Here is a 23,165-nt window from a genome sequence, read left to right as displayed (position 1 = left end):
GCAGGGCTGACAGACGTGTAGCCTCATCGTGAGGCTAAACAAACAAACCGTCGACCTTCACCACCGTCTCGAGCCTAGGACGAGAGGGGCCTTTGAGCCTCCGCCCTGACGGGATGAATACCAAAGCTATTCTATCATGTTTGGCCAAGCAGCGCCCGGCCTAAGTCTTGCAGGGGCATCGCTTCAACGCCGTGCTGGAGCGGAAAACGCTCTGATCCGGGAAAGACGACGATGCGCCGCACCGGAGCAAGATCCTCGCAGGCCTGATGAAAACCCTTTTCCACCTTCGGCGTCAGGCTACGCTTGACCTCGATGGCCCAGACGCGTTGGCCCGGCAACGTGAGCAGCAGGTCGATCTCCGCGCCCGCAGCTGTTCGGTAGAAATTGCTCAGCGTGCCGGCAGGGGCGGCCGCGGTGAGGGTCTCGATAACAAAGCCTTCCCAGGAGGCGCCGGCCACTGGGTGCCCAAGCACGTCTTCCTGCGTGGCGAGACCAAGCAGCGCATGGGTGATGCCGCTGTCGCGAACGTAGACGCGCGGGGATTTAACCAAGCGCTTGCCAACATTGGCATGCCAGGGTTCCAGCCGGCGAACCAACAGGAGATCGACGAGCAGGTCGAGATAGGACGCGACTGTCTTGGCGTCGACGCCGAGCGCGCGGGCGAACTCGGCAGCGTTGAGCAGGCCGGCTTGACGGTGCGCCAGCATGGTCCAGAAGCGACGCAACGTCTCGGCAGGGATGCGCGGACCGAGGAGGGGGATGTCGCGTTCCAGATAGGTGCGGATGAAATCCAGCCGCCATCGCTGGCTGGCGCGGTCACTCGCGGCCAGAAAGCTGTCGGGGAAGCCGCCGCGTACCCATAGCGGCCCAAGGTCGGCAGCGCCGACCTCGAGACCGTCGATCGGATGCATTTCGAGATAGGCAATGCGGCCGGCAAGGGTCTCGCCTGACTGCCTCATAAGATCGATCGACGCCGAACCTAAGAGCAGGAAGCGGCCGACTTTGCGACCGCCACGCCGACCGCGGTCGATCAGCCCGCGCAGGTTCTGGAACAGGTTCGGTAGCCGGTGAACCTCGTCCAGGATAACCAGCTTGTCCTGATGCTCGGCCAGATAAAGCTCCGGCTCGGCAAGCCGCGCGCGGTCGGCGTCCGATTCGAGGTCGAGATAGATCGAAGGACGCCGTTCGGCTATTTCCAGCGCCAGGGTTGTCTTGCCGACCTGACGCGGCCCGAGCAGCGCCACAGCGGGCATGCTGTCCAGCATCTCAGTGAGTTCTGTGCTGATGCGGCGTTCAATCATCCTTGCAATTATGGAGTATAGTTCCAGTTTTGCAAGGAGAAATCGACCCAGCGGTGCAAGGCGAGAAGAGGGAAGGGGCGCGTTAAACGTGCGGACGCCTTGGGGGATTGGCACCGAAAACCGATCGCACTGATGCTGACACGATTCATGACGACAGGCAGAGCGTTGCCAGGGCCCGATGCACTTTAAACCGGGTGATTGTTCGGGTCATGCCGGTCGGATGACTGTCAGCACGAATACCGATCTCGCAGGAATGAGATGAAGGTCGGCAGGGCAGGATTGGCGTTGTCGGGGCGCCAACGGGCTAAACTGGAGATCTGGATTGGTTTGCCCCCGATCCGCAGCTTACGACAGACCGCATCCTGAGGAACACTGTCGGCATCTCGGTCGTGGATCAGAGCGACTCCAAGCCCGTTTCCGACAAGGCGCAAAAGGATGCCCGCACTGACGTGATGTTCGACGATTGGAGGAAGCTGCACGCCGCGTCCAACAGCGTCGGCGAGCTGAAATGCTTCGCCCCTGCGCACCAGCAACGTCTCTTGGTGCAACTCGTGCCACTCGATCACTGAACGGCTGGCGAGAGAATGATTTGAGGCAAGAACGACAGCCAGAGTGTCTTTCCACAGCGTCAATTCGAACGCGCCGCCGGTAAATCGGGAGGAGGAGGTCACGACCACGTCGACCTGGGTGGCACCCAGAGCAGCCTCAGGCGAAGGGTAAGGACTCTCCGTCAAGCTGACGGTCACATTGGGATGAGATTGCCCGAACTCGATGATTGCATCCAAGGCTCGCCCGGCAAGCATGATCCCGTTGGAGCCGATGGAAAGCTTTTGTTGGTCATCTTTGGTGCCGGACCTGGCCAGGCTGAGCGTGTTGTCGAGCTCGAGCAGCACGGAGCGTAGACGCTCCAGGAAGCGCTCGCCGGCCGGGGTTGGGCCGACGCCGCGAGCATGGCGATGGAATATCCTCGTACCCACCGCGTATTCCAGATCGCGTATGCGCCGGCTGAGCGCGGAATGATCGATCCCTGCGCGTCGCGAGGCGCGAAGAAAGCTGCCCTCCTCCGCGACCACAAGTGCATAATTGAGGGTCGCGAGTTGGATGGAGCTCCGCATCTCTGCTCAAACTCAAGTTGACGACAAAACGCGTTTGAGCGCTTTTGGCCGCTGCGGGCTATCGCCAAATCTCAGTATTGACACAGGGTGAGCAGTCCAACTCTCCTTACAAGAACAATAATGAAGACACGGTGCATGGTGCACTGTTTCGGAACGGTTGTCAGCATGGCCAACCGCACTCGACGAGTGCTGCTGTGCCTAGTCCAGTATCGGACGCCCTATTCGGCGGGCCGATCTTGTCGATATCTTTGCATGATGCGCTTGCCAGTGGCGCTACCAAGATTTGGCGAGTGACAGCATGGATCAGTCATACGCATCATCTGTCAATTCCAGGTGAGGAGATGACGTGGTGACAAAGACGGGGATGCCGAGATCCGGCCATCGGACAAATTCGAGCAACATCAACAACGAGACTCTCAGGCTGCCTCTGGCGGTAGGAGTCGGACGAGCGCACGCCCATCATGGGGAATTCCTCCAAGGCGTCTTTGAAGGGGAAAACGGAAGGCTTTGCCGCGGACTCGTAACCCTGCCGCTCACTTCGCAAGAGTCGCTGGCGACTTTCTGGCCGCATGAACAAACTGGGATTCGACCGCGGCCTGCAAACCGGACCAAAGCGGCACGCGCGGCGGCCCTCACGCTCGAGCATATCGGAGTAGCTGAAGGAGGTGGAGAACTTACGATCGAAAGCCCTATTACGATAGGGCATGGCTATGGTTCCTCGACCGCAGACGTCATTGCAGCGATTCGTGCGGTGGCAGCTGGAGCGGGCCTCACGCTGCGCCAGTCAACGATTGCGCGACTGGCGGTGGCCGCCGAAGGGGCAAGCGACGCCATTGCGTACGGCGACCAACCTCTCCTCTTCGCCCACCGGGAAGGCCGTACGATAGAACATTTCGGTGGCGAATTCCCGCCCCTTCTCTTGGTGGGTTTCAGGGACGGCAGTGCCCGGCCGATCGATACGCTAAGCATGCCACGGGCACGTTACGATGGTGAGGAAATCGGGCTGTTCCGTGTTCTGCGGGGACTGGCGAACCGCTCAATCCGACAACAAGATCCCCGCCTGCTTGGACGTGTCGCAACCATCAGCGCCAGTATCAGTCAGAGGCATCTGCCGAAGGCATCCTTCAATACCGTTTTGGATATAGCACGGGCGCATGACGCGTGCGGTGTGCAGGTGGCCCACAGCGGCACGTTGATCGGCATTCTTCTGGATGCCAACGCACCCAGGGCGGCCATGCGCGCTGCTGAGCTCGCAAGGGAGGTGAGCGGCGCAGGCCTCCAAGGCGTCCATACGTTTGCCCTTAATGCCGAAATGGGGCTAATCCAGTGAGCGCGGCGCAAGACTATTTACGCGCTTATGAGACGCCGCGATTTGCCCAACTCGCACCTAACCTCAACGCCGCCTGCTTTTCCCTCATGAAGCTGATCCCCGCCCGGTTCATGGTCGATCAGGCGGAAGCGTCAGGGCGCCTCAGGCAGGAAGGTCACATCATCGAAACGACGTCGGGCACATTCGGCCTCGCCATCGCCATGCTGGCTGCGGTTCGTGGCTATGCGCTTACACTTGTCACGGCCTCCAGCCTCATCGACCTGAAACTCAGGCGGCGACTGGAACAACTTGGTGCCAAAGTCATGGCCATCGACGATCCTCAAGGAGACGGCAATCAGCGCGGTCGGCTCCAGTATCTTCAGCAGACCCTGCAAGATAGCCCGGGCACGTATTGGCCTCGACAATACGACAGTCCGGAAAACCGTCTTGCCTACGCACGCCTGGCCGACCTCGTTGTTCGATCATTCGGCCGCATCGATTGCCTCGTCGGCTGCGTGGGCACCGGGGGATCGCTTTGCGGAACCGGAGGCTTCCTTCGTGAGCTCTTTCCTGATCTCAGGATGATTGCTGTCGATACCCACAGAAGCATGCTCTTTGGCCAGCCTGTCGGACGTCGCATGCTGCGCGGGCTCGGCAACAGTGTTTTGCCGGACAATGTTCGTCATGAGATGATCGACGACATTCATTGGGTGGGCGCATTGCCGGCTTACGCAACGGCGCATGGGCTGTTTCGCGATCACGGGCTATTCATGGGGCCGACCAGCGGGGCCGCAGCGTTGGTCGCCGCCTGGTTCGCCAGGCAAAATCCGGAAGCCTCCACCGTCGTGATTATGCCAGATGAAGGGCATCGTCATTCGGATACTGTCTACAACCCCGACTGGCTCGCCGGTTTGAAGGATTGGCCAATCTCGATACCCCTTGAACCAACTGTTCTCACGCAAATTCGTCCAGCCGAAGAGACGGCATGGACGAGATTCCCATGGAACCGCAGAACTTTAAACGCCGTCCTCGCAGGGCTGGGCGGCCTGTCCCCTGCGCAGTGACAGGTTCGAATCCAGGCCAGGCGACAAACCAACATCGGCCAGGAGTCAGACGGGGTGCATGACCCGGTGAAGAAAATCCCTAGTGCGTTCGTGTTTGGGATGTCGAAGGAGCTCCTTGGCCGGGCCTTGCTCAACGATCCGGCCGCCGTCGAGAAAGAGGACGCTATCGGAAACCTCTCGCGCGAACTGAATTTCGTGCGTAACCACGAGCATGGTCATGTTCTCGTCTGCCAGCGCGCGCATGACCTGCAGGACCTCGCCGACCGTTTCCGGGTCAAGTGCGGAGGTGGGCTCGTCGAAAAGAATGGCCTGTGGGCGCATCGCCAGGGCGCGGGCGATGGCTACGCGCTGCTGCTGGCCGCCCGATAATGACGCGGGATAGGCATTCGTCTTGTCGGCCAGGCCGACGCGATTGAGCAATGCCATGGCCCGCTCGCGGACCTGGTTCCTATTTTCCTTCAGCACGTAGAGCGGCCCTTCCATGACGTTTTCCAGGGCGGTGCGGTGCGGAAACAGGTTGAAGCGTTGGAAAACCATGGAAACACGGGTGCAGATGGCGTGAACCTGGGGCGAGGCGGCATCCACCACGGTGCCATCGATGCTGATGCGACCGCGCTGATAGGTCTCAAGCCCGTTTACACATCGTAGAAGCGTCGATTTGCCGGAACCCGAGGGCCCGATCAGACATACGACCTGTCCCTTGGCGATCTCGGCGTTGATTCCCTTGAGGACTTCATGGGCGCCGAAGGACTTGTGCACGTCGTCGAAGGTGATCATCCCGCCGCCCCAAGATAGCTCTCGACTCTGCGCATAAACAGGTTCAGCGGAACGGTCAGGCACAGGTAAAGCAGTGCCACCAAAGTAAAAACTGTCATGTTGTCGAAAGTGGACGACGCGAGCATCTTACCCTGCATGGTCAACTCCTGAACCGAAATCACCGACACAAGCGAGGAGTCCTTCAGCAGCATGATCATGTTGTTGGCGTAAGGCGGCAGGATAATCTTGACCGCCTGCGGCAGCACGACGCGGCGCATCATCAACGCACGCTTCATCCCGATCGATTTTGCCGCTTCCACCTGACCTTTGTCGACCGCCTCGATGCCCGCGCGGAAGGTTTCGCCGAGATAGCAGGAGTGAGCCAGGCCCAGCCCGATCGTACCGGCCTGGAGCGCAGTCAGGTTGATGCCGATCTCGGGCGCGACAAAGTAGATATAAAAGAGAACCACCAGCAGTGGTATGCCGCGCACGAAGTCGACAAGAAGCCGCGTCGGCACGGCGAGACAGCGTATCTCCGATGTCCTCAATAGCGCCCAGACAAGGCCGAGCGCCGTCGCAAGACAGAGCGCAAGAAGGGTTATCATGACGGTCAGCCAAACGCCGTGAAGAAGAAGCGGTAGATATTCCGTTGCGTGCGCGATGAAATTGGTCATGGCCGGCTTCCTCTTGGCACGTTCCCGACCGTCAAGGCCGGTCATTCCGATGCGATCCTATGGTCCTGCCAGCCGACGCTAGTTTCGAGCTCGATGGGGATGGCTTCAGAGGCCATATTTGGCAAATATTCGGCTTAATTCGCCGCTTTCCTTCAGCTTGGCGATGGAGGCATTCACCTTTTCGAGAAGCAGTGGATTTTCCTTGGCAACCGCCAACGCGACTTCGCCTTTTTTCATCGGCCGATAGCCGTCGACGAGGCGGACACCCAGTTCGGGGTTCTTTGAAAGCTGATAAGCGACGATCGGGGCGTCTCCAAAGCCGGCCTTGATGCGGCCCAGGACCACATCACGCATCATGTCAGCGATTGAGTCGTAGAGCTTGACTTGACCGAAGACGCCAAGCGCTTCCAGAGCCTCAGCGTAGGTCGAGCCGATCTGCGCCCCGACCGTCTCCCCTCTCAGCTCTTCGATCGTATAGTTCTTGCTGTCGCCGGCAGCAACAAACATGGCCTCGCCATAGGCGTAAACCGGCGTGCTGAAATTGATCACCTGCTTGCGCTTGTCCGTTATGAACATGCTGGCGGAAATCAGATTGATCTTGTCGGTCGTCAATGCCGGGATCAGGGCTGGAAAAGCGTTTACCTGGAAGTCGGCGGTCGTGCCAAGGTTCGCGGCAATCGCACTTGCCAGATCGACCATCGCGCCAGTCGGCTTTCGGGTTGCGGTGTCTACAAACGTGAACGGCACCCCGGTTGGCGTGACGCCGACCCTGAGGGTTTCCTCAGCCATCGTCTGAGTTGCCATTGCGACACCGAGGGCTGCTAGCCAGCCGATGAGTGTTTTGCGAAGCATGAAAATTGCCTTTCATCATGTTTGAATTTTGAATCGAGGTTCCGCTCGCTAAGCGAGTTGAATTTGCCTCTCGTGGATAGCTTTTGGAAGTCGCAATACCGTCCAGCGGTGGACGAGATCATCAATCGATCAGAAATCGCATCTGTTCATGATCGTCTCTATCTTCTCTTCAGGACATCTTGGCCGCGCGTTGTTCATGAGAGGGCGTGAAATAGTCGTAGTCCCCGGTAAGGTGTTGCCACGCGTCGGCAACTGACCGAAACGATTGTTGTGCTTGGTCCGGGCCGGTCGAACGATCCAAATCCTTGAGGCCGCTCGCTGTCACGATGGCAACAACGCTGTCCGACCGCGCGATCGTGCCCTCCCGTCTCAAGGATTCAATAGCCGCAAATGGCGTCACCGAGGCAAGCTCCGCAAACACTCCCTCGGTGGCCGCAAGCTGCTGCTGCATGTCTATCAGGCCGAAATTGCCGACCGGCATCGCCATGCCGCCAGATTCCCGCAGCGCGTTGAGCGCCTGAAACGTGCTTCGTGTGGTGCCGATCGAGATGGCAAGCGTATCGAAACCCGCGGGAACCTCGGCGACCAGATCGGCCTTGCCGGCAAGCGCTTTGGCCAAAGATCCGTGCACTTCCGCCGCCACGAGTCTCGGCAACCGATCGATCTTGCCTTGGCTGAGAAGATCCTTGAATCCCGCCCAGAGCCCGGCGAGCGCGTCGCCATAACAAACAGGCAAGGCGCACCAGTCCGGCACGGATCCGTGCATCTGTTCGACGATCTCGTAAGCCAAGGTCTTGTAGCCCTCGATCCCAACCGGATGACTGCCGACCACGGGGCTGTGAAACGGGGACGTCGCAAACCATCCGAGGCGCTCGGTCCCGGCGGCAAGCAATGGCCAGCGATGGGACTTGTCGGCCAGGGATACGACGCTTGCGCCGTATTTGCGGATCTGCGCCAACATTGCGCCGGCGGTGCCTGAGAATGTGACAACGACGCACTTCAGGCCCGCCCTTGCAGCATAGGCGGCAAGTGAGGCCCCGGCGTTGCCCGACGAAGCGGTCGCCACCACGCGTGCGCCACTCAAACGTGCCATGGACACCGCCACGGTCGAGAAGCGGTCCTTGTGGGACCAGGTGGGGTTTGCGCCCTCGTCCTTGATAAGAAGCTTGGGGACGCCGAGCTGTTTTCCCAGCCTCTCGGCGCTCAGCAGCGGCGTCAGGCCCTCGCCCAGGGAGATTGCATCGCTGAGCCCACAAGGAAGCATCTCGGCATAGCGCCAGAGCGAGGGCAGCGCGGCACCCGCCGCGGAAGCGGCCGATGTAGCTCCGGATGGATCGTAGACGACCTTAAGATTGGCTGGCGCTTCGGCGCTGCACATCGGGCAGCCGCGTGAGTCTATTTTGGTATCGATCCGGAACAAGGCACCGCATCGAATACAGGAAAAACCTGCCGCGCGGCTCATAACGGCACCCGGGTGATTGCATCGTGCGTCTCTGTCAGCCGCTCCACGCCGCCCTGGCGAACAACCACCATGTCCTCAACCTGGAGTCCCCAGCGGCCGATTTCGTAGTAGGGGGTCTCCACGCACAGCACCATTCCTTCTTCAAGGACGTCTGTACTGCGCGCCGAGAGCGTCGGCGCGTCATAACCATCAAGGCCGATGCCGTGGCCGACGTGATCGCGCTCGTAGTGGGCAATTCCTTCGCGCTGAACCACACGTACCACCGTCTCGAAGAGCTGTGCTGCTGGCATGCCGGGCCGGATAATGTCGCAGGCATGCTGAACGCCGCGCAGCAGCGCCTGCTGAAGCCGATACGCCTGCGGCGGCGGCTCGCCCAGCGTGGCGATGCGGGCAATGTCGGCGCGGTAGTGCCGAAAGCGACCACCGACGTCGAAGCGGATGATTTCTCCAGCGCGCAACTTGCGGTCAGACGGCTGGACGTTCATGAGCGCGCTGCGCTCGCCAAAGCCGATGCATCCCAGTACGGGCAGGGCGCCTTCCTCGACCGTCCTGACATGAAAAGCGCGCGCCAGGTCTGCTTCGGTGGCGCCTTCCTGAGCAACGGCGAGTGCTGCTTGAATTGAGCGTTCGGCGATCTGAGCAACTTGGCCGAGCCGTTCGATTTCATCTGCCGTTTTTACGGCACGAACCTCGCGAAGCAACGCGGTGGCTGGTAGGAACGACGCATTGGGAAAATGGGCTCTGAGGGTTTCCTGGTATCCTGGCGCGAGCCCCGCCTCGTCTATGCCGATCCGCCCACGGCCGAGCTGGGCTTCTTCCAATGCGGCGATCAAAGCCGCAATTGCATCGCCGTGCCTCGGCAGGTCGCGAAGCTGGAGGTGTTGTTCATTGGCGCGGTCCACGGTAGTCGAGGAACCGACATCGGCGTAAAAGTCGCCGTAGCGCCGCACCTTGGTTACCCAGACGTCCTGATCAGCAACGAGGTCAAGGGTGCTGGTGCTGGCGATGATTTCAGGCGTGCCCTTGTCAGGAGCCGGCCACACCACATAGGCCTGCGGGCCACGACGGATCCATTGCGACAGAGCCCAGAAGCCGCTCATATAGGTCACGTTTTCCGGCGTCGTGGCTATAACGGCATCAAGCCCGGCCGCCGACATGCATTGTTTCAGGCGAACCTCGTTAAGCAGCATGGTGGGAATCCCGAGCCTGTTTTGCTTCCGGAAAGCCGAGGCCGGCTGAGATGCGCGCCGCGGCTGCCATTACTGCCTCTCCAACCTCGGCGATCTCCACATGCGGCCCCACAGACCGGGGGTAGGCCACGCTTATCGCCGCGATGATCATGCCCGATGCATCGCGAAGCGGTGCGCCGACCGCTATCAGCCCGGTAAAGTTCTCGTCCAGGGAGGTTGTGTAACCGATAGATTCGGACGCTCTGATCTGAGCCACGAGCTTGTGTGGGTCCGTGACGGTGCGTACGGCAACCTGCTCCAGCGGACCTCGTCCAAGGATACCAATGACTGCTTCGCCGCTCAGCTCCATCAGGAGTGCCTTGCCCAAAGCGGTCGAGTGCAAGGGGAAAATTTCACCAGGGGAAGAACGAATGACGACCGGACTCTTGCTTTGCACGGTCAGGAGATAAATCCCGCAATTGCCCCGCCTGATGCCGAGGAATGCGTTGAAGCAACCTTCGGCGGCCAGCACCTGCAGTTCGATTTCTGCCAAACCAACCAGGCGGTCTCTGCCCAGGACCTTCCGCGCTAGCGCCAGGACAGAGTGACCGAGCCGGTAGCGCCGCGAGTCTGGCGGCTGCTCGACATAGCCCTGCTCTGCCAGGGTGTTGAGAATTCGCTGCACGGCTGGAGCACTCTGCTCAAGCCTGCGGGCGAGTTCGCGCACCCCGACCGCTTCGTCCGCTTCCTTGAGGACGTTGAGAACCGCAAGGCCACGTTCCAACGAAAGATTTCCTGTCACTGGCGTTCCTTATTTCGGAATGGCGTTCCATAATATGATGAGAAAAGCAGCAATGGCGGCGTCTGTCAATGACGAATGTTCACTATAGTGTGTCGTCCTAAAGTGTACGCAGCGACGACCATGCCCTCATGGACCTACGGGTGGTTGTCGGCCTGAACGTACAGAGGATTCGGCGCGCACAAGCCCTCTCTCAAGAGGAACTGTCGTTCCGTTCAGGGTTCACGCGCGCCTATCTGAGTGGTCTCGAGGCCGGCAGGCGCAATCCCACAATTCTGTCGCTTGCAAAGCTTGCCACTGCATTGAGCGTCGACATCGAGGAATTGACCAAACGGCCGGGCAAAGGCGCCCTAGCCGAGACGCCGCGTGCGCGACGTAGCAGAAAATCCTGATCCTCCCGCGGCCTCCTGGCCGGTGGATCACGGCGCGTTGCGACGGATGAGCTGCTCCACATCAACCTGCAATGCCAATGCCAGTACTTCCAGGGTATCGACGGTCGGTGAGTTCTCCTCCCGCTCCAGCTTGCCGACATAGTTGCGATCAAGGCCGGCAAGGTCCGCGAGCTGTTCCTGCGACAAGCCGGTACCTTGGCGAAGCAACCTCAGATTGCGAGCAAAAACCGACCTCAGCCTCATGCGGCGAGGCAGTCAGAACGCGCCCTTTAGTGCCACCTACTATAGTAGTCAAACGTCATGCCGCCGGTTGCGGTCGGGCCTAACTTATTTATTCTTTCTTTGTCTCAGTACATTGAAGGGGCGTGAAATGTCGGCGGTTCATGGGAGCGTCTTGCAGCACCAGTTAACGCAAATCTTTGAAGCAACCGCGCTGATTGATCGTGCAAGCAGCGTCGCAGAAATCATTCGGCAACTGCGCAAGAGCATCGAACGTCACGGCTATGCAGCCTGTCTCGTCACCGAATTGCCACGCCAGGACACCGGATCGCTCGATGGACACATCCTTGTCAACGGTTGGCCGGGGGAATGGTACGACCACTACATGGCTGCCGGACACTATCGCCATGACCCTTGCGTTGCTTTGTGCCGTGGTGCGATCGGGCCGTTCCTTTGGAGGGACGTCCATCACGGCCTGACGAACAGCAATGCCAGGAAGGTGATGGATGAGGCAAAAGAGTTTGGGCTTTGGGACGGGATCTGCATCCCAATCCAGGCTACATTTGGCGATCCGGCCTGTGTAACGGTTGCCGGACGCGAAATTGATTTGGCGCCGACGGTGCGCTGCACCGTTCATGCCCTTGCGCGCCATGCCTACTCGGCTGCCGAACGACTCGTTGGCAGCTCGCTCAGGCGGCCGAGACAAAAGCTTTCCCAACGGGAGCGTGAAATCCTGCAGTGGGTCGCCGGCGGGAAGACCGCATGGGAGGTTTCCCGAATACTTGGTATTTCGGAAAACACCGTGACAACCCATCTGCGCAACATCAAGCAGAAGCTCAGCACCGCCAACGTCGTGCACGCTATCGTCGAGGCTTATCGCAGGCGCGAAATCGAACTTTGATCCATCCTCAGATCTGGGTATTTCATGGGCAATTGTCGCGTGGTCGGATGGGGTTCCATCTCGAGGAACCGCAATGATTCAGGTCCACGTCGTCGACGCATCAAACAGCTTTGCCTATCGAGGGGATCTCGACAGTTACTTCCGCCTGCGACATGAAATCTATGTCGATGAACGTGGCTGGCATGAGCTGAGGCGCCCCGACAGTCGCGAGATCGACCCGTTTGATACACCAGAAGCGATTCATCTGCTCGGCATCCAGCCGGGAAGAGGTGTCGTTGCCGGATCCCGCCTGGTGCCGAGCCTCAGGCCGCATCTGATGAGCGAAATCTTTCCGCAACTTGCCGAAGGTGGCGTTCCGCGCCGAGCCGATATCTATGAATGGACGAGATTTTTCGTGGCCCGCGATTTTCGCGAGCCCGGCCGACCCTGCCAGGCCGCCGGCGTGATCTACTGCGGAATTCTGGAATTCTGCATTCAAAGAGGCATAAGCAATCTGACGATTGTCTGTGAGGATTACTGGTTCGACCGCTTGGCATCGATCGGCTGGCGCCCAAGGCAGCTTGGGCCTTCATTCAAGTGCGATGACATGACCATCATCGGCGTGATGGCCGACGTCGGCCCGTCCGCCTTGGCCGCGACGCGACAATTCTACCGCATAACCGACCCAGTGCTTTGGGCCGAAACGCCAATCAAGCGGCTGGGCTGACCGCGGGCGTCGTTGGGCGTCACGCCTCGAACGAACATGCTACCTGGCGGACAAGTTCGTGCATGCCGGCGATCGCGCGTCCACCTGCCAGCCAAAACGCTCATCGCAAAACCGGCCGCTCCAGTCGCCACCGGGCGAAATCGGGCTGTTCGAAACCGGGGAACCTAATCGATCGACTTGCCAACGTTTGGAAAAATCATGTCTCGACCGGCAGTCGGTTCGACCGCTTGATCTGCGCAAGCGCGAAGCTTGACTCGATGGAGGAGACGCCATCGAGCCGCGTCAGCTTTTCCTTCAGGAAGCGCTCATAGGCGTGCAAGTCGCGCACCACCACACGCAGCAGATAATCGCGCTGGCCAGTCATCAGATAGCAATCGACCACCTCCGGCCAGCGCGCGATTGCCGCATTGAACCGCTTCAGCTCGTTCTCGCGCTGGCGCTCAAGCTTGATCGAGGCAAACACCGAGATCGGCAGATCGACCATGTCCTGGTCTATCAGGGCGGCATAGCCGGTGATCACCCCCATATCCTCCATCAGGCGGACCCGGCGGGCGCAGGGCGAGGCCGAAAGGCCGACCCGCTCGGCAAGCTGCTGCGCCGTCATCCTGCCGTCGACCTGAAGCGCGGCAATGATCTTTCGGTCGATATCGTCCAGTCGGCGTTTTGGCATGGAACGTTACTCCATCGGTCGATATTGCCGAAACCAGCTAACGCAGCTGCCAATCTCATGCAAGTTTAGCGACAATCGGTTTTTGCTCAGCTCTATGATTGCGACGATCGCAACCGGGAGTCTTGCAGCATGGACAAACAAAAACTGGAGGCACTTTCGGCGCTGGAGAAGAAGGTGCTCTGGCTGTCGACATGGATGATCCATAACGCCAATCACCTGCGCGAGAACGCCGACGGGCTGAAGGTTGGCGGCCACCAGGCATCCTCGGCGTCGCTGGTGACGATCATGACCGCGCTTTATTTCTTGGTGCTGAGGCCGGACGACCGCATCGCAGTGAAGCCGCACGCCTCGCCCGTGTTTCACGCCATCCAGTATCTTCTGGGGAATCAGACGAGGGAGAAGCTCGAAGGGTTTCGCGCCTTCGGTGGCGCGCAAAGCTATCCGTCGCGGACCAAGGATGTCGACGACGTCGATTTCTCCACCGGCTCCGTAGGTCTCGGCGTCGCGCAGACGCTGTTTGCCTCCCTTGTGCAGGATTATCTCGGCGCTCGCGACCAAAACATGCCCGAGGGCCGCATGGTCGCGCTGCTCGGCGATGCTGAGATGGATGAAGGCAACATCTTCGAAGCGCTGCTCGAAGGCTGGAAACACGGCCTGCGCAATTGCTGGTGGATCGTTGACTACAATCGCCAGAGCCTCGATGCCGTTGTCCGCGAAGGACTTTGGGAACGCTTCGAAAGCATCTTCAGGAATTTCGGCTGGGATGTGGTCATCCTGAAATATGGTTCGCTGCTCGAGGCCGCCTTCGCCGAGCCGGGCGGCGAGGCGCTGAAGGCCTGGATCGACGCCTGCCCGAACCAGCTTTATTCGGCACTGACCTTTCAAGGCGGCGGCGCCTGGCGCAAGCGGCTGCTTGACGATATCGGCGAAAAGCCGGGCCTGAAATCGCTTCTCGACCGGCGATCCGATACCGAACTCGCCGCGCTGATGACAAATCTCGGTGGTCACGACCTGCAGTGCCTGATCGAAGCTTTCGAGACGGCGCGCGGCAACGACCGGCCGACCTGCTTCATCGCCTATACCATCAAGGGTTTCGGCCTGCCGCTGGCCGGCCACAAAGACAACCATGCCGGGCTGATGACCAAGGATCAGATGGCAGTCTTTCGCGCCTCGATGTCGATCGGTGAGGGGCGGGAGTGGGATGCCTTCGAAGGCTTGGATATTGGCAAGGTTGATCTCCGACGCTTCCTCAATGCGGTGCCTTTTGCCGCGAAAGGCCAACGCCGCCGGCAAGCCCAACGCATCCTCGTCCCCGATCGTCTCGGCCCGGAAGCCAAGGGCAGCGTTTCCACCCAGGTCGGCTTCGGCAGGATCCTGGACGAGATTGCGCGGGCCGGCGGGCCGCTTGCCGACGCTATCGTCACAACATCGCCCGATGTCACCGTTTCGACCAATCTCGGACCCTGGGTCAACCGGCGCGGCCTGTTTGCGCGTCGCTCGCTCGCCGATACGTTCCGCAGTGAACGCATAGCCTCGCCGCAGAAATGGGAATTCGGCCCCTCCGGCCAGCACATTGAGCTCGGCATTGCCGAGAACAATCTGTTCATCCTGCTGTCGGCCCTCGGGCTGTCGCATTCGGTGTTCGGCAAACGGCTGTTGCCGATCGGCACGCTCTACGATCCGTTCATCCAGCGCGGTCTCGATGCGCTCAACTATGCCTGCTACCAGGATGCGCGCTTTCTGCTTGCTGCCACCCCGTCGGGCGTCACGCTGGCGCCGGAGGGTGGCGCGCATCAGTCAATTGCCACCCAGTTGATCGGCATGGCGCAGGACGGGCTGGCCGCTTACGAGCCGGCATTCGTCGATGAGTTGAGCGTCATCATGCGTTTTGCACTGGACTACATTCAGCGCGACGGCGACGCCGTGCAGTCGGAGCGCACCTGGCTGCGCGACGAGACCGGCGGCTCCGTCTATCTGCGGCTCTCGACGCGCCCGGTCGAGCAGATCATTCGAACGATGACGCAGGACGTCGAGCAGGACATTGTCGACGGCGGCTATTGGCTGCGGCCTCCAGGTCCGAATGCCGAGGTGATCGTGGCCTATACAGGCGCCGTCGCGCCGGAAGCCATCGAGGCGGTCGGTATGATGGCGGAGGATCGTCGCGACGTCGGACTTTTGGCAGTGACTTCGGCCGATCGGTTGAACGCAGGCTGGACGGCGGCAAGCCGCGCACGCGAACGCGGCCTTGTTCATGCCAGGAGCCATGTCGAACGGCTGTTCGCCGATCTTCCATCCCATTGTGCGATCGTCACCGTCGCCGACGGCCACCCAGCGGCACTCGGCTGGCTGGGCTCGGTCTACGGCCATCGCACACGTAGTCTCGGCGTCGAGCACTTTGGCCAGTCGGGGACAATCGGTGACCTTTACCGGCACTTCGGAATCGACGCCAATTCGATAGCGACAGCCGCCGACCGGATTGCTGGTGGGCGCCCCATCCGCTATCTGCGCGCGCTGGATTGACCGATGATGTCGTTGACGGCTGTTGCAGACCGGAAGGGTGAATATTGTGCCCAAGATGCGGCCTCGCCTGCTTGGCCCTTCGTCGCCATGCCGGCTCCAGGCCGCTTCGTCTCCAGTCGGGTGCCGCGACCGCAAAACTGTTCAGCCCGCGACTTTGAGCTGTTCGATCTCAGCAATCTCGGCCTGCTTCGCTCGGCCTTGGACAGCGAGGTCATAGCTGGCCTGCATGTTCATCCAGAACTGCGGCGTGGTGCCGAAGAACTTGGCCAGGCGCAGAGCGGTATCTGGAGTGACCGGGGTCGCCTCGTGCGTCAAGCGCTCAATGCGGGTGCGCGGTACATGCAGCTTCTTCGCCAGCGTATAGGGCTTCAGGCCAAGCGGTGCGAGATATTCCTCGCGAAGGATTTCTCCCGTATGGATCGGGGTGTCGAGGTTCAACATCGTTAAGCTCCTGGCAGTGAGCGAGAAGTTGGTTTGCTTTAGTTCTTTGCCAAGGGCATCGACAGTCGCGATATCCTTAGTGATAGTTGGTGATTTCTACATCCTCTGCCGCCCCATCTACCCGCCGAAAGCAGACACGGAATTGATCATTGATGCGGATCGAATACTGTCCGGCACGATTGCCTTTCAGCGAGGCAATTGGCGTCCGGCTCAACGTCCGATCGGCGCTTTGGCCCGGCACGTCATTCAAGTGCAGCTCCGATTATTGGTTCTATGACCGAACTTGATCGTCATTATAGATGATGGCAGTCAAATCATGGCGTTGGACGTTTTTCCGTAACAACCCAGCGCAAATCGTGTTCCTTCCGCACGGTTGACATTCCTCCCTCAGCCGCCATGCTGCATTGCAACATGGCCATCGAGGAGTTCGGCATGACGGAAGGCCGGTCATCGCGCATCGAGTGCCTGGACGGGCTTCGGGCGCTCGCCGCGATCTGGGTGCTGATTGGGCACTGCCTGCTGTTGACCGGCTGGCAGATTCCCATCCTCGGCGAACCGGATCTCGGCGTCGATCTCTTCATCATGCTGTCCGGCTTCCTGATGGTGTTCCACTACCAGCTGCGCCAGGACAAGGAGCCCTGGCAAAGGCCGGAAACCTGGCTGAAATTCTGGACCCGCCGCTATTTCAGGATAGCGCCGCTGTTCTATGTCATGCTGTTCGCTGCCCTGGCGCTTGGCCCCTATCTCTACCAGTCGAGGATGGTCATCGACGAGTTCCTGCTGCGGTCGCCGCAGGCGCCCGAGCGTTATCTCGACAGCGGCCTGAAGAATATCGGCGCCCATCTGCTGTTCCTGTTCGGCCTGGTGCCGAATTTCGCCTATCGCACGCCGCTGCCCGACTGGAGCCTGGGGCTGGAGATGCAGTTCTACGGACTCTTCCCGGCGGTCATGCTGCTGGTGCGCAGGCTTGACTGGATATGGAGCGCCATCCTTGTCGCCGCGATCGGCAGCGCGATCGTGTTCTTGATGGGACAATTATCGGTGCATTTTCCGATGCCGTCGTTCCTGCCGCTGAAGATGCAGATTTTCCTGTGCGGGATGCTGCTGGCGGGCGTCGTCCATCAAAGGCAGAAGCGGCCCTTCGCATATCTGGCATTGGCCATGGCTCTGGCCGCGCTGCCCTTCGGCGGCGGCTACGGGCTTGGCAAGTTTTTGATGCGCGAAGCGCTCGTCGTGGGTTTCTTTGCCCTGGTTCTCTACCGGATGCTGCCGGGAATGATGGGCATCGTGGCCAGAAAGATCGCCATGACGCTCGCCAACAGGTTCTTTCATTTGATGGGTGAGCTTTCCTTCAGCATCTATCTGATCCATCTGCTGGTTCTCCAGCCGGTGGCGGCTCTGGTCATCACCCGGTTCGGCCACGAATTGTCGGCGCCGGTGCGGTTTGCGATCGTTGTTGCCGTCGTCTTGCCGGTGGTGTGCCTGCTGTCCTGGATCACCTACACGCTGATCGAAGTGCCCGGCCAGAAGATGGGCCGTTTCGTCGTGCAGCGCTTTGGGCGGACCCCGGCGCTCGAGGCGGTCAAGCCCGGCCCATGACCAGCCGCCAGACGGGGGTTTCGAGCTGCACCAGCGCCCTGTCATTGGGGCTGCGGGCGACGTCAATCATACTGGCCTTGTAAGTCAACGGATGCGCCATCTTGATGGCGAGCGCCGCCACCAGCATTTCGCTGAACCGCGCGTCCCGATCGTTGGGTTCGGCGAATTCGCCACCGATGCCGAGCTGGCACTGGCGGCAAACTGGGACCGCACGCCCTCGAGCCTCAAGCGCATTACGTTCATCGCGCTGAAGACGACCGAGGCGTGATCGGGCGAAGGGGCGGGCGTCAGACGTCCCACTCTTTCGGGACGCCAGGTCGGCCACTGTGGGGAATCCCAAGTTCACCCGCTGCGCTGCATCAGAGTGATGTGAATTTTGGGGTTCGCTACAACATTCATGTTGCCCTTTGGCCAATCGGCGGCACCAAACAGTTACAAGAAAGGGCGATGCTGACTGTCTCGGCAGGGGAGGTAACTATGAACGTGAAGTACAAAACAGTTCAGGAAGTGCTCCGAAAAGCGGGCATTGTCATGAGCAAGAAGGGGGAAGTTCATCGCATAAACTTCTTCAGCGGCCTGGAAAACACCGCCTACTACACACCAGCTCTTCAGGATGCCCTGGAAAAGGGCTTGGCTATGGCGGGAGGTGCCGGAAGGGTGAAAGCAAGCGTCTTTGCCAAGTCAGCCGAAACAGGGATCTCGACCAGCGCACGCATCGGCTGACACAATCCAAGCAAGACATCGCCGCGTTGCGCGGCGGTGCCCTGAAACTGCCGAAGCATTGCCGTCTTCCTTGCTCGAATGGGAAAAAGACGGCTGACGAAGCATCTGCCACGCCATTTCCTGACGGGCGGTTGGCGTCGTGACGGCCCCCGAGCACGAGACGTGCAACGTTCTGCCCAACCCAAAATCACAAGAAATCCCCAGCCGCATTGAAGCGGCTTTTTGCCGTGGAGGCACCATGCCCCGTTTTCCCCGACCAACCACACAGCCGGAGGCCTGAGCCATGGCCATCACCCCGCTCGACATCGCCAATATGGCGCTCGCCGTGCTCGACGAGGCCCCAATCGAGAGCCTCGATCAGAGAGAGATCTGCCGACAAGCAGGTGAGGGCGGTGCCAGCATTTCAGAACCGCGCCTCCCCTCACCCCCGGTGGGGCGCTCTCCCCAAAATTGTGACGGGGGAGAAGCGTTAACGGTCAATAATCGCCGTTGTAATAGCGCTCGTCGCAGGGCGCGGTGTAGATGCGGCCGCTGGTGCGGTCCTGATAGCGGCAAAGCTGTTCGCTGCGCGGCTGCGGCGTGGTGGCGTTGCCGACGACGGCGCCCAGCAAGGCGCCGGCTCCGGCACCGATGACCGTGCTCTTGGTGTTGCCGCCGATCGCCTGGCCGGCAAGCGCGCCGGCGCCGGCGCCGAGCAGCGCACCGGTGCTGGTTCTCTGCTGTGCTTCGGTCTGCGCGCAGCCTGCCAGCGCGGCGGTTACGAACATGGCGGCAATGGCTCTGGACATGGTCATCGTCTGATACTCCCTTGAAGTTTATGAACTAATACGCAGGCTGATTTGCCAAGTACGGTCGCATTTGCGGCGGAACATAGGCACCGTGCCTCACGAAATGAGACATGGTTGTTTTTGTCTGACAACTCCGGTTCGGAAAGAAATGTAACCGAACAAGACCACAGAGCTTCATCCCAAGTCGACTTTCGAGGCGCTACGCTGCCTCGATCTGCATCACCTTTTTTGCCGCAGCGGTCAGAAATCCCGATCGGCTGTAGCCGTGGCGCACCGCATATTGGTCGATCTGGTCGAGGACATCTTCCGGAATGGTGACATTGACACGCACGACCTTCGCCGCTTCGGCCTTCAAGGGAACCAGAATGGCGACACCGCTCAGATTGTCCCTGTCCGACATCACTTCCTCGAGGGAGGACGGCTCGGGAATGGCTTCGCCATCCTCGATCAACCCCTCGACATGAAAGGCCAGTGCTTCCTCGGCCATAGCGCGGGCATCATCCAGGCTGACGCCAGCCGTCACCAGGCCCGGAAAATCGGGAAAGGAGACGCCGAAGTCGCTGTCCGCTTGCTTGTGGATCAATCCGATGTAGTTGCGCATTTCTCTACCTCAGCTTCACGCCGGATTGTTTTTCAATACTTTTGAGAGTGCCGATCGGGATGTCTCGCTTAGGGTGCGGTACTGTCACTCGGCCCGATTTGGCTTTGTGCTTGAACTGGGCGTGACTTCCTTTTCGAGCCACCTCGTACCAGCCATCCGCCAACAGCCTGTGAATGACATCGGCGCTCTTCATGTTGTGTATATATACACACAGCTGACCCAAATGTCCATGAGATTTGCCGCAGATTACATGCCGCGGTCCAGTTGAACCTTCCTCAAATTCCTCAAAAATGGAGAAACCAGATGACCCGAGGTCTTCCCCGGACGCTTTCGCGTGCCGCCGCCAGAGAAGCCGGCCGTGCCCCGCCAGGCGGGGCTTACCGCCAGGACGATCGGGCAGGGCGGCGCCTACCGAACCGTCTTCTCCTTCAATGAGCCGGTGCCGGTTACACTACTCTGGGGGAACTGGGGCGACAGTGCCTGAGGCCGCTTGGCTTAGACCAATGGCGTTCTGTCGGACCAGAATGGCGTAGAGTTTCATTCACCAGATAGCCGACTGAGGCCGCAGCCATGGCCTGAGATCGTCGGGGTGTGCTGCGATGCAGGCTCGCGTTCTGCAGATCTTCGAGCAACCCGTCGCGGCTTCCCTCACGTGGCGATTGCCTTCGACGTTCCAGCGCTCGACGAGATCGAAAATGTCGCTGAAGCGATCTGTCTCTCCGACCTCGAGATTGTGGATCAGGTGGAGTGCTAGCTTCGACACGGCGAGACACGGCGGTTCTTCCGGCCCATCGCACCACTCGTCCTGGGAACGGGTCCCGCTGCCCGCGGAATGGCGGCTCGAACATGTTCGAGCCATCGAAGGTGAGATCTGCGGCCTCGTTCTCTCCGGTCATGCTGCCTCTTTTCGCGCGGCAGCGTGCCACCAGCGGGCACCTTGCGCGGCCACCGGCCAACTGAGACAACGGGTCCGCCCCTGTCGCCAAAAGCTGGTTTGACGGTCTTTCCGAAGGCAATCGCAACCTCGCTGAACCAATGGCTGGACCAAGCCTGACAGGCTCGATCGCGTTTTCGCCTCCTATGTGGACTGGAACGGCAGCAGGGTGAGAGCTTGCGCGTTCGACTTCTCGGTCGCTTTGAACAGGACACTTCGAAAGACACGGAAAATCGGTAGCGATCGGACGTCGACGTTAGCTGAGGGTAGTTACGCGCTCCCGTCCGTCTCGCTTTCCTCGTCGATCGCCCGAACCGGCAAATAGGCATTCGTTTCCAGCCATTCTCCCAAAATGATCTGAATAAGGTCTGGCCTGCCGATTTTCATCTCAGCTGCTATGGAATCGAGTGCATCTGCGGTCGCGGACTCCAGCGGCACGCCATCGACGTTTCGGAGCATCAAAGCAGCGCGACGCAGGAGGATCTGCAAATCCGCGCGAGACATGTCGGCTATGCGCTGAGTTGCGCTTTCGAGATCTTCAGCAACAGATCGGCGTGTCATTGGTATCACTCGGTGTATGGCATCCGGCCTTCGCCCTGCTGCTCGGTTTTCGGCGCTTTTTGGAGAGGATGGCTGGCCTTCAGTACGCTCATCGTCCTTCATTTGCGGTTGCCGGGCCGGTGCGTCGGGCTCGTCTGATGGCCAGAGCTACAGGGTCGCTTCGGCTGATTGGGCCTATTGCAGCAGTGCCGACTATGGGCACCATCGACGGTTCGTCATCTTGTACTTTCCTGGTTTTTAACTCCGCGATTTCCTCGTCACGCCTGGAAATGCGACTTTCCAGATTTGCGAGACGCTCGGTCAACAAATAGCGGCCGACCGCAAATCCGCCTCCTCCGAAAAGAACGGCAAAACTGGCAAAGGCGGCTGGGTTGGCCAGCATCAGCGCGGAGTTAGTTTCCAAAAAGCTGATAAGATCCTGCATCGTCAACTCGACCTCATCATGCTGCGAACAAGCGAGCTATCGTCACCGGCTCGCTCGGCCGTGGTTGGCCTATTTGTCGCGAATCATCCGGGTTCATGTGCGTCTCGAAAAACCTGAGCAGCTCGCCGTCGTCACCATAGCCATCGGGCCGCATGGTCCCAACCTTCATGGCTCATCCCAAGATTGGCGGCGTGTCGTCGTAACCGAACGCCACGAGTCCAGGGTGCCGGTGAGCGAGGGCCAGAATTTGAGTCTCAAGCTCGCAGTTATACGCCATGAGCGCCTTTACGGTCTCAAGGGGGCTGTCGTATCGGGCGATGAGTTTGACCGCTTCAGAATGGAGTTCGGCTTTCGCTTCAGCGTCCAGGCGAATAATGCCCATTGTCGTTCCTCCTACTGTTTGCCCGACGCGGAGCCGAGAGTTCGTCAAGACGGCCTTAGAGACAGCCATTGAGGACGATCATTTCCTTGAGCGCCTTCACCGCGTCGCCCTTGTGCTGGGCGATGAATTTGTCGGCGATCGCCTGCAGCGCAGCTTCTTGCTGTCCAGTCTCACAATGTGGTCCACGGCCGTTGCTCCAAACCTTCTCTTTGCGAAGTGAACAAAAACGGAACAAAAATGTCAAGAGCGAATTGACTCGACGAGGAATAGATTCCTATTTTGACGGCGTGTGGGGCGGGTGCTTACAGCCAAGGAGAGCCGCATGGGCAGACGAAAAAGCCGGTATGACAGACTGTTGCTCGGCACGCTGAGGAGATCATAAGGGAGGCACTAAGCCGCCGCGACGCGGTGCTTTCTGCGCAACTCAACCTGAAAGCAAACGGCCCGTTGTTTTGGCAACTTTGTGGGCTAGTCGACAAATTGCACGAGGTCTGGCCACTGTCGCGGAGAAGGAGCCTGACTACCGCGTGCCGAACCTTGGTCTTCTACCACTCCCGGAGGACTATTCCACGCGGAAATGACCACAGCGGGGCCGATGGACAGCTTGGGGCGCGCCAAGGCCAACATGCTGCTCATCGTCGAGTGTGGCTAGAAGCGCCTTGTTGCGACGATTCGCGTTAAGTCGCGATGCCACGAGCGGCACCTCCAGCTCGCCATATTAGAGCGGTTCCCCCTTTGACGGAATCAAAGGGGATTCCAGATTTATCTGTTTTGTGATTCAAGATGCTGGCTGGAGTGGAGGC

29 protein-coding genes and 1 pseudogene are annotated in these 23,165 nt (G+C 59.9%); 10 read left to right on the top strand and 20 right to left on the bottom strand.

Translation table 11 applies throughout. The features are described from left to right. Positions 1 to 134: 134 nt before the first annotated feature. Both NKH70_RS28470 and NKH70_RS28465 read right to left on the bottom strand, forming a co-directional pair. Positions 135 to 1,301 carry an ATP-binding protein gene (locus NKH70_RS28470; RefSeq protein ID WP_352912340.1) on the bottom strand — a complete coding sequence of 389 codons (1,167 nt, stop codon included), beginning with the start codon at positions 1,299 to 1,301 and terminating at the stop codon, positions 135 to 137. 227 nt (positions 1,302 to 1,528) lie between these two features. Beyond that, a complete protein-coding gene (locus NKH70_RS28465; RefSeq protein WP_352912338.1) occupies positions 1,529 to 2,416 on the bottom strand; it encodes a LysR family transcriptional regulator in 888 nt (295 codons plus the stop codon). Between the two features lie 346 nt (positions 2,417 to 2,762). Between NKH70_RS28465 and NKH70_RS28460 the strand changes: the two genes are divergently transcribed. Next, a complete protein-coding gene (locus tag NKH70_RS28460) occupies positions 2,763 to 3,746 on the top strand; it encodes a GHMP family kinase ATP-binding protein (RefSeq protein WP_352912336.1) in 984 nt (327 codons plus the stop codon). Further along, positions 3,743 to 4,789 carry a pyridoxal-phosphate dependent enzyme gene (locus NKH70_RS28455; RefSeq protein ID WP_352912334.1) on the top strand — a complete coding sequence of 349 codons (1,047 nt, stop codon included), beginning with the start codon at positions 3,743 to 3,745 and terminating at the stop codon, positions 4,787 to 4,789. Before NKH70_RS28460 ends, NKH70_RS28455 begins: the two co-directional genes overlap by 4 nt. 45 nt (positions 4,790 to 4,834) lie before the next feature. Here NKH70_RS28455 and NKH70_RS28450 read toward each other — a convergent pair whose 3' ends face one another. The 6 genes from NKH70_RS28450 to NKH70_RS28425 form a co-directional block, all read right to left on the bottom strand. Next, a complete protein-coding gene (locus NKH70_RS28450; protein ID WP_352912332.1) occupies positions 4,835 to 5,566 on the bottom strand; it encodes an amino acid ABC transporter ATP-binding protein in 732 nt (243 codons plus the stop codon). Continuing rightward, positions 5,563 to 6,219, bottom strand: a complete 657-nt coding sequence (locus tag NKH70_RS28445; RefSeq protein WP_352912330.1) for an amino acid ABC transporter permease — start codon at positions 6,217 to 6,219, stop codon at positions 5,563 to 5,565. Before NKH70_RS28445 ends, NKH70_RS28450 begins: the two co-directional genes overlap by 4 nt. Positions 6,220 to 6,324: 105 nt before the next feature. Beyond that, on the bottom strand, positions 6,325 to 7,071 hold the full coding sequence (locus NKH70_RS28440) for an ABC transporter substrate-binding protein (RefSeq protein WP_353015577.1): 747 nt from the start codon (positions 7,069 to 7,071) through the stop codon (positions 6,325 to 6,327). A gap of 169 nt (positions 7,072 to 7,240) precedes the next feature. After that, the gene (locus NKH70_RS28435) at positions 7,241 to 8,533 is read right to left on the bottom strand and encodes a threonine synthase (protein ID WP_353026712.1); all 1,293 of its coding nucleotides are present in this window, start codon (positions 8,531 to 8,533) and stop codon (positions 7,241 to 7,243) included. Continuing rightward, positions 8,530 to 9,723 (bottom strand): M24 family metallopeptidase, encoded by a 1,194-nt coding sequence (locus NKH70_RS28430; protein ID WP_353026710.1) that lies wholly within the window; start codon positions 9,721 to 9,723, stop codon positions 8,530 to 8,532. The genes NKH70_RS28435 and NKH70_RS28430 overlap by 4 nt, the downstream gene beginning before the upstream one ends. Further along, positions 9,713 to 10,486, bottom strand: a complete 774-nt coding sequence (locus tag NKH70_RS28425) for an IclR family transcriptional regulator (RefSeq protein WP_353026708.1) — start codon at positions 10,484 to 10,486, stop codon at positions 9,713 to 9,715. The genes NKH70_RS28430 and NKH70_RS28425 overlap by 11 nt, the downstream gene beginning before the upstream one ends. Before the next feature lie 146 nt (positions 10,487 to 10,632). Between NKH70_RS28425 and NKH70_RS28420 the strand changes: the two genes are divergently transcribed. Continuing rightward, positions 10,633 to 10,893, top strand: coding sequence for a helix-turn-helix domain-containing protein (locus NKH70_RS28420; RefSeq protein WP_353026706.1), 261 nt, complete (start codon positions 10,633 to 10,635; stop codon positions 10,891 to 10,893). A 27-nt stretch (positions 10,894 to 10,920) separates the two neighbouring features. Here the strand turns inward: NKH70_RS28420 and NKH70_RS28415 are convergent, their stop codons facing one another. Then, positions 10,921 to 11,136: a helix-turn-helix domain-containing protein gene (locus NKH70_RS28415; RefSeq protein WP_292654544.1), complete on the bottom strand. Its 216-nt coding sequence runs from the start codon at positions 11,134 to 11,136 to the stop codon at positions 10,921 to 10,923. A gap of 127 nt (positions 11,137 to 11,263) precedes the next feature. Here NKH70_RS28415 and NKH70_RS28410 point away from each other — a divergent pair, with 127 nt between their 5' ends. Beyond that, positions 11,264 to 12,013 (top strand): autoinducer binding domain-containing protein, encoded by a 750-nt coding sequence (locus NKH70_RS28410; RefSeq protein WP_353026704.1) that lies wholly within the window; start codon positions 11,264 to 11,266, stop codon positions 12,011 to 12,013. A 73-nt stretch (positions 12,014 to 12,086) separates the two neighbouring features. Continuing rightward, the gene (locus tag NKH70_RS28405; RefSeq protein WP_353026702.1) at positions 12,087 to 12,719 is read left to right on the top strand and encodes an acyl-homoserine-lactone synthase; all 633 of its coding nucleotides are present in this window, start codon (positions 12,087 to 12,089) and stop codon (positions 12,717 to 12,719) included. Positions 12,720 to 12,915: 196 nt separating this feature from the next. Here NKH70_RS28405 and NKH70_RS28400 read toward each other — a convergent pair whose 3' ends face one another. After that, entirely contained in the window at positions 12,916 to 13,389 is a 474-nt protein-coding gene (locus tag NKH70_RS28400) for an Lrp/AsnC family transcriptional regulator (protein WP_254818629.1), read from the bottom strand. 129 nt (positions 13,390 to 13,518) lie between these two features. Here NKH70_RS28400 and NKH70_RS28395 point away from each other — a divergent pair, with 129 nt between their 5' ends. Beyond that, on the top strand, positions 13,519 to 15,909 hold the full coding sequence (locus tag NKH70_RS28395) for a thiamine pyrophosphate-binding protein (RefSeq protein ID WP_353026700.1): 2,391 nt from the start codon (positions 13,519 to 13,521) through the stop codon (positions 15,907 to 15,909). Positions 15,910 to 16,050: 141 nt separating this feature from the next. Here the strand turns inward: NKH70_RS28395 and NKH70_RS28390 are convergent, their stop codons facing one another. Both NKH70_RS28390 and NKH70_RS28385 read right to left on the bottom strand, forming a co-directional pair. Continuing rightward, entirely contained in the window at positions 16,051 to 16,350 is a 300-nt protein-coding gene (locus tag NKH70_RS28390; protein WP_353026698.1) for a HigA family addiction module antitoxin, read from the bottom strand. 76 nt (positions 16,351 to 16,426) lie between these two features. Then, positions 16,427 to 16,549, bottom strand: a pseudogene (locus tag NKH70_RS28385) (type II toxin-antitoxin system RelE/ParE family toxin); the annotation flags it as partial. Between the two features lie 233 nt (positions 16,550 to 16,782). Between NKH70_RS28385 and NKH70_RS28380 the strand changes: the two are divergent. From NKH70_RS28380 to NKH70_RS28370, 3 genes are all read left to right on the top strand, one after another. After that, entirely contained in the window at positions 16,783 to 17,949 is a 1,167-nt protein-coding gene (locus NKH70_RS28380; RefSeq protein WP_352979326.1) for an acyltransferase family protein, read from the top strand. Between the two features lie 91 nt (positions 17,950 to 18,040). Continuing rightward, on the top strand, positions 18,041 to 18,217 hold the full coding sequence (locus tag NKH70_RS28375; RefSeq protein ID WP_352716686.1) for a hypothetical protein: 177 nt from the start codon (positions 18,041 to 18,043) through the stop codon (positions 18,215 to 18,217). 209 nt (positions 18,218 to 18,426) lie between these two features. After that, positions 18,427 to 18,672 (top strand): hypothetical protein, encoded by a 246-nt coding sequence (locus NKH70_RS28370; protein ID WP_352716688.1) that lies wholly within the window; start codon positions 18,427 to 18,429, stop codon positions 18,670 to 18,672. Positions 18,673 to 19,148: 476 nt separating this feature from the next. On the opposite strand, the gene NKH70_RS28365 is transcribed toward NKH70_RS28370, so the two are convergent. The 3 genes from NKH70_RS28365 to NKH70_RS28355 form a co-directional block, all read right to left on the bottom strand. Continuing rightward, positions 19,149 to 19,466, bottom strand: a complete 318-nt coding sequence (locus NKH70_RS28365) for a YMGG-like glycine zipper-containing protein (RefSeq protein ID WP_352716690.1) — start codon at positions 19,464 to 19,466, stop codon at positions 19,149 to 19,151. Between the two features lie 193 nt (positions 19,467 to 19,659). Next, complete coding sequence (locus NKH70_RS28360; RefSeq protein WP_352716692.1) at positions 19,660 to 20,061, bottom strand: type II toxin-antitoxin system HicB family antitoxin; 402 nt, start codon at positions 20,059 to 20,061, stop codon at positions 19,660 to 19,662. Between the two features lie 4 nt (positions 20,062 to 20,065). Further along, positions 20,066 to 20,254 carry a type II toxin-antitoxin system HicA family toxin gene (locus tag NKH70_RS28355; RefSeq protein ID WP_352716693.1) on the bottom strand — a complete coding sequence of 63 codons (189 nt, stop codon included), beginning with the start codon at positions 20,252 to 20,254 and terminating at the stop codon, positions 20,066 to 20,068. 141 nt (positions 20,255 to 20,395) lie between these two features. Here NKH70_RS28355 and NKH70_RS28350 point away from each other — a divergent pair, with 141 nt between their 5' ends. Next, entirely contained in the window at positions 20,396 to 20,545 is a 150-nt protein-coding gene (locus tag NKH70_RS28350; RefSeq protein WP_352716694.1) for a hypothetical protein, read from the top strand. 57 nt (positions 20,546 to 20,602) lie between these two features. Here NKH70_RS28350 and NKH70_RS28345 read toward each other — a convergent pair whose 3' ends face one another. The 5 genes from NKH70_RS28345 to NKH70_RS28325 all read right to left on the bottom strand — a co-directional run bounded on the left by NKH70_RS28345 (position 20,603) and on the right by NKH70_RS28325 (position 22,606). Further along, positions 20,603 to 20,920: a DUF7674 family protein gene (locus tag NKH70_RS28345; RefSeq protein ID WP_502908417.1), complete on the bottom strand. Its 318-nt coding sequence runs from the start codon at positions 20,918 to 20,920 to the stop codon at positions 20,603 to 20,605. Between the two features lie 345 nt (positions 20,921 to 21,265). Then, the gene (locus NKH70_RS28340) at positions 21,266 to 21,658 is read right to left on the bottom strand and encodes a hypothetical protein (RefSeq protein WP_352979328.1); all 393 of its coding nucleotides are present in this window, start codon (positions 21,656 to 21,658) and stop codon (positions 21,266 to 21,268) included. After that, positions 21,645 to 21,980, bottom strand: a complete 336-nt coding sequence (locus NKH70_RS28335; RefSeq protein WP_352716696.1) for a hypothetical protein — start codon at positions 21,978 to 21,980, stop codon at positions 21,645 to 21,647. The genes NKH70_RS28340 and NKH70_RS28335 overlap by 14 nt, the downstream gene beginning before the upstream one ends. A 172-nt stretch (positions 21,981 to 22,152) precedes the next feature. Beyond that, complete coding sequence (locus NKH70_RS28330; protein WP_352979330.1) at positions 22,153 to 22,362, bottom strand: hypothetical protein; 210 nt, start codon at positions 22,360 to 22,362, stop codon at positions 22,153 to 22,155. A gap of 55 nt (positions 22,363 to 22,417) precedes the next feature. Next, complete coding sequence (locus NKH70_RS28325; RefSeq protein ID WP_352979332.1) at positions 22,418 to 22,606, bottom strand: hypothetical protein; 189 nt, start codon at positions 22,604 to 22,606, stop codon at positions 22,418 to 22,420. Between the last annotated feature and the right edge of the window lie 559 nt (positions 22,607 to 23,165).

The organism is Mesorhizobium sp. M0991, assembly GCF_040318915.1.
GTDB lineage: Bacteria > Pseudomonadota > Alphaproteobacteria > Rhizobiales > Rhizobiaceae > Mesorhizobium.
The sequence above is the reverse complement of the archived record's forward strand: the minus strand, read 5'-3'. Positions and strand labels throughout refer to the sequence as shown.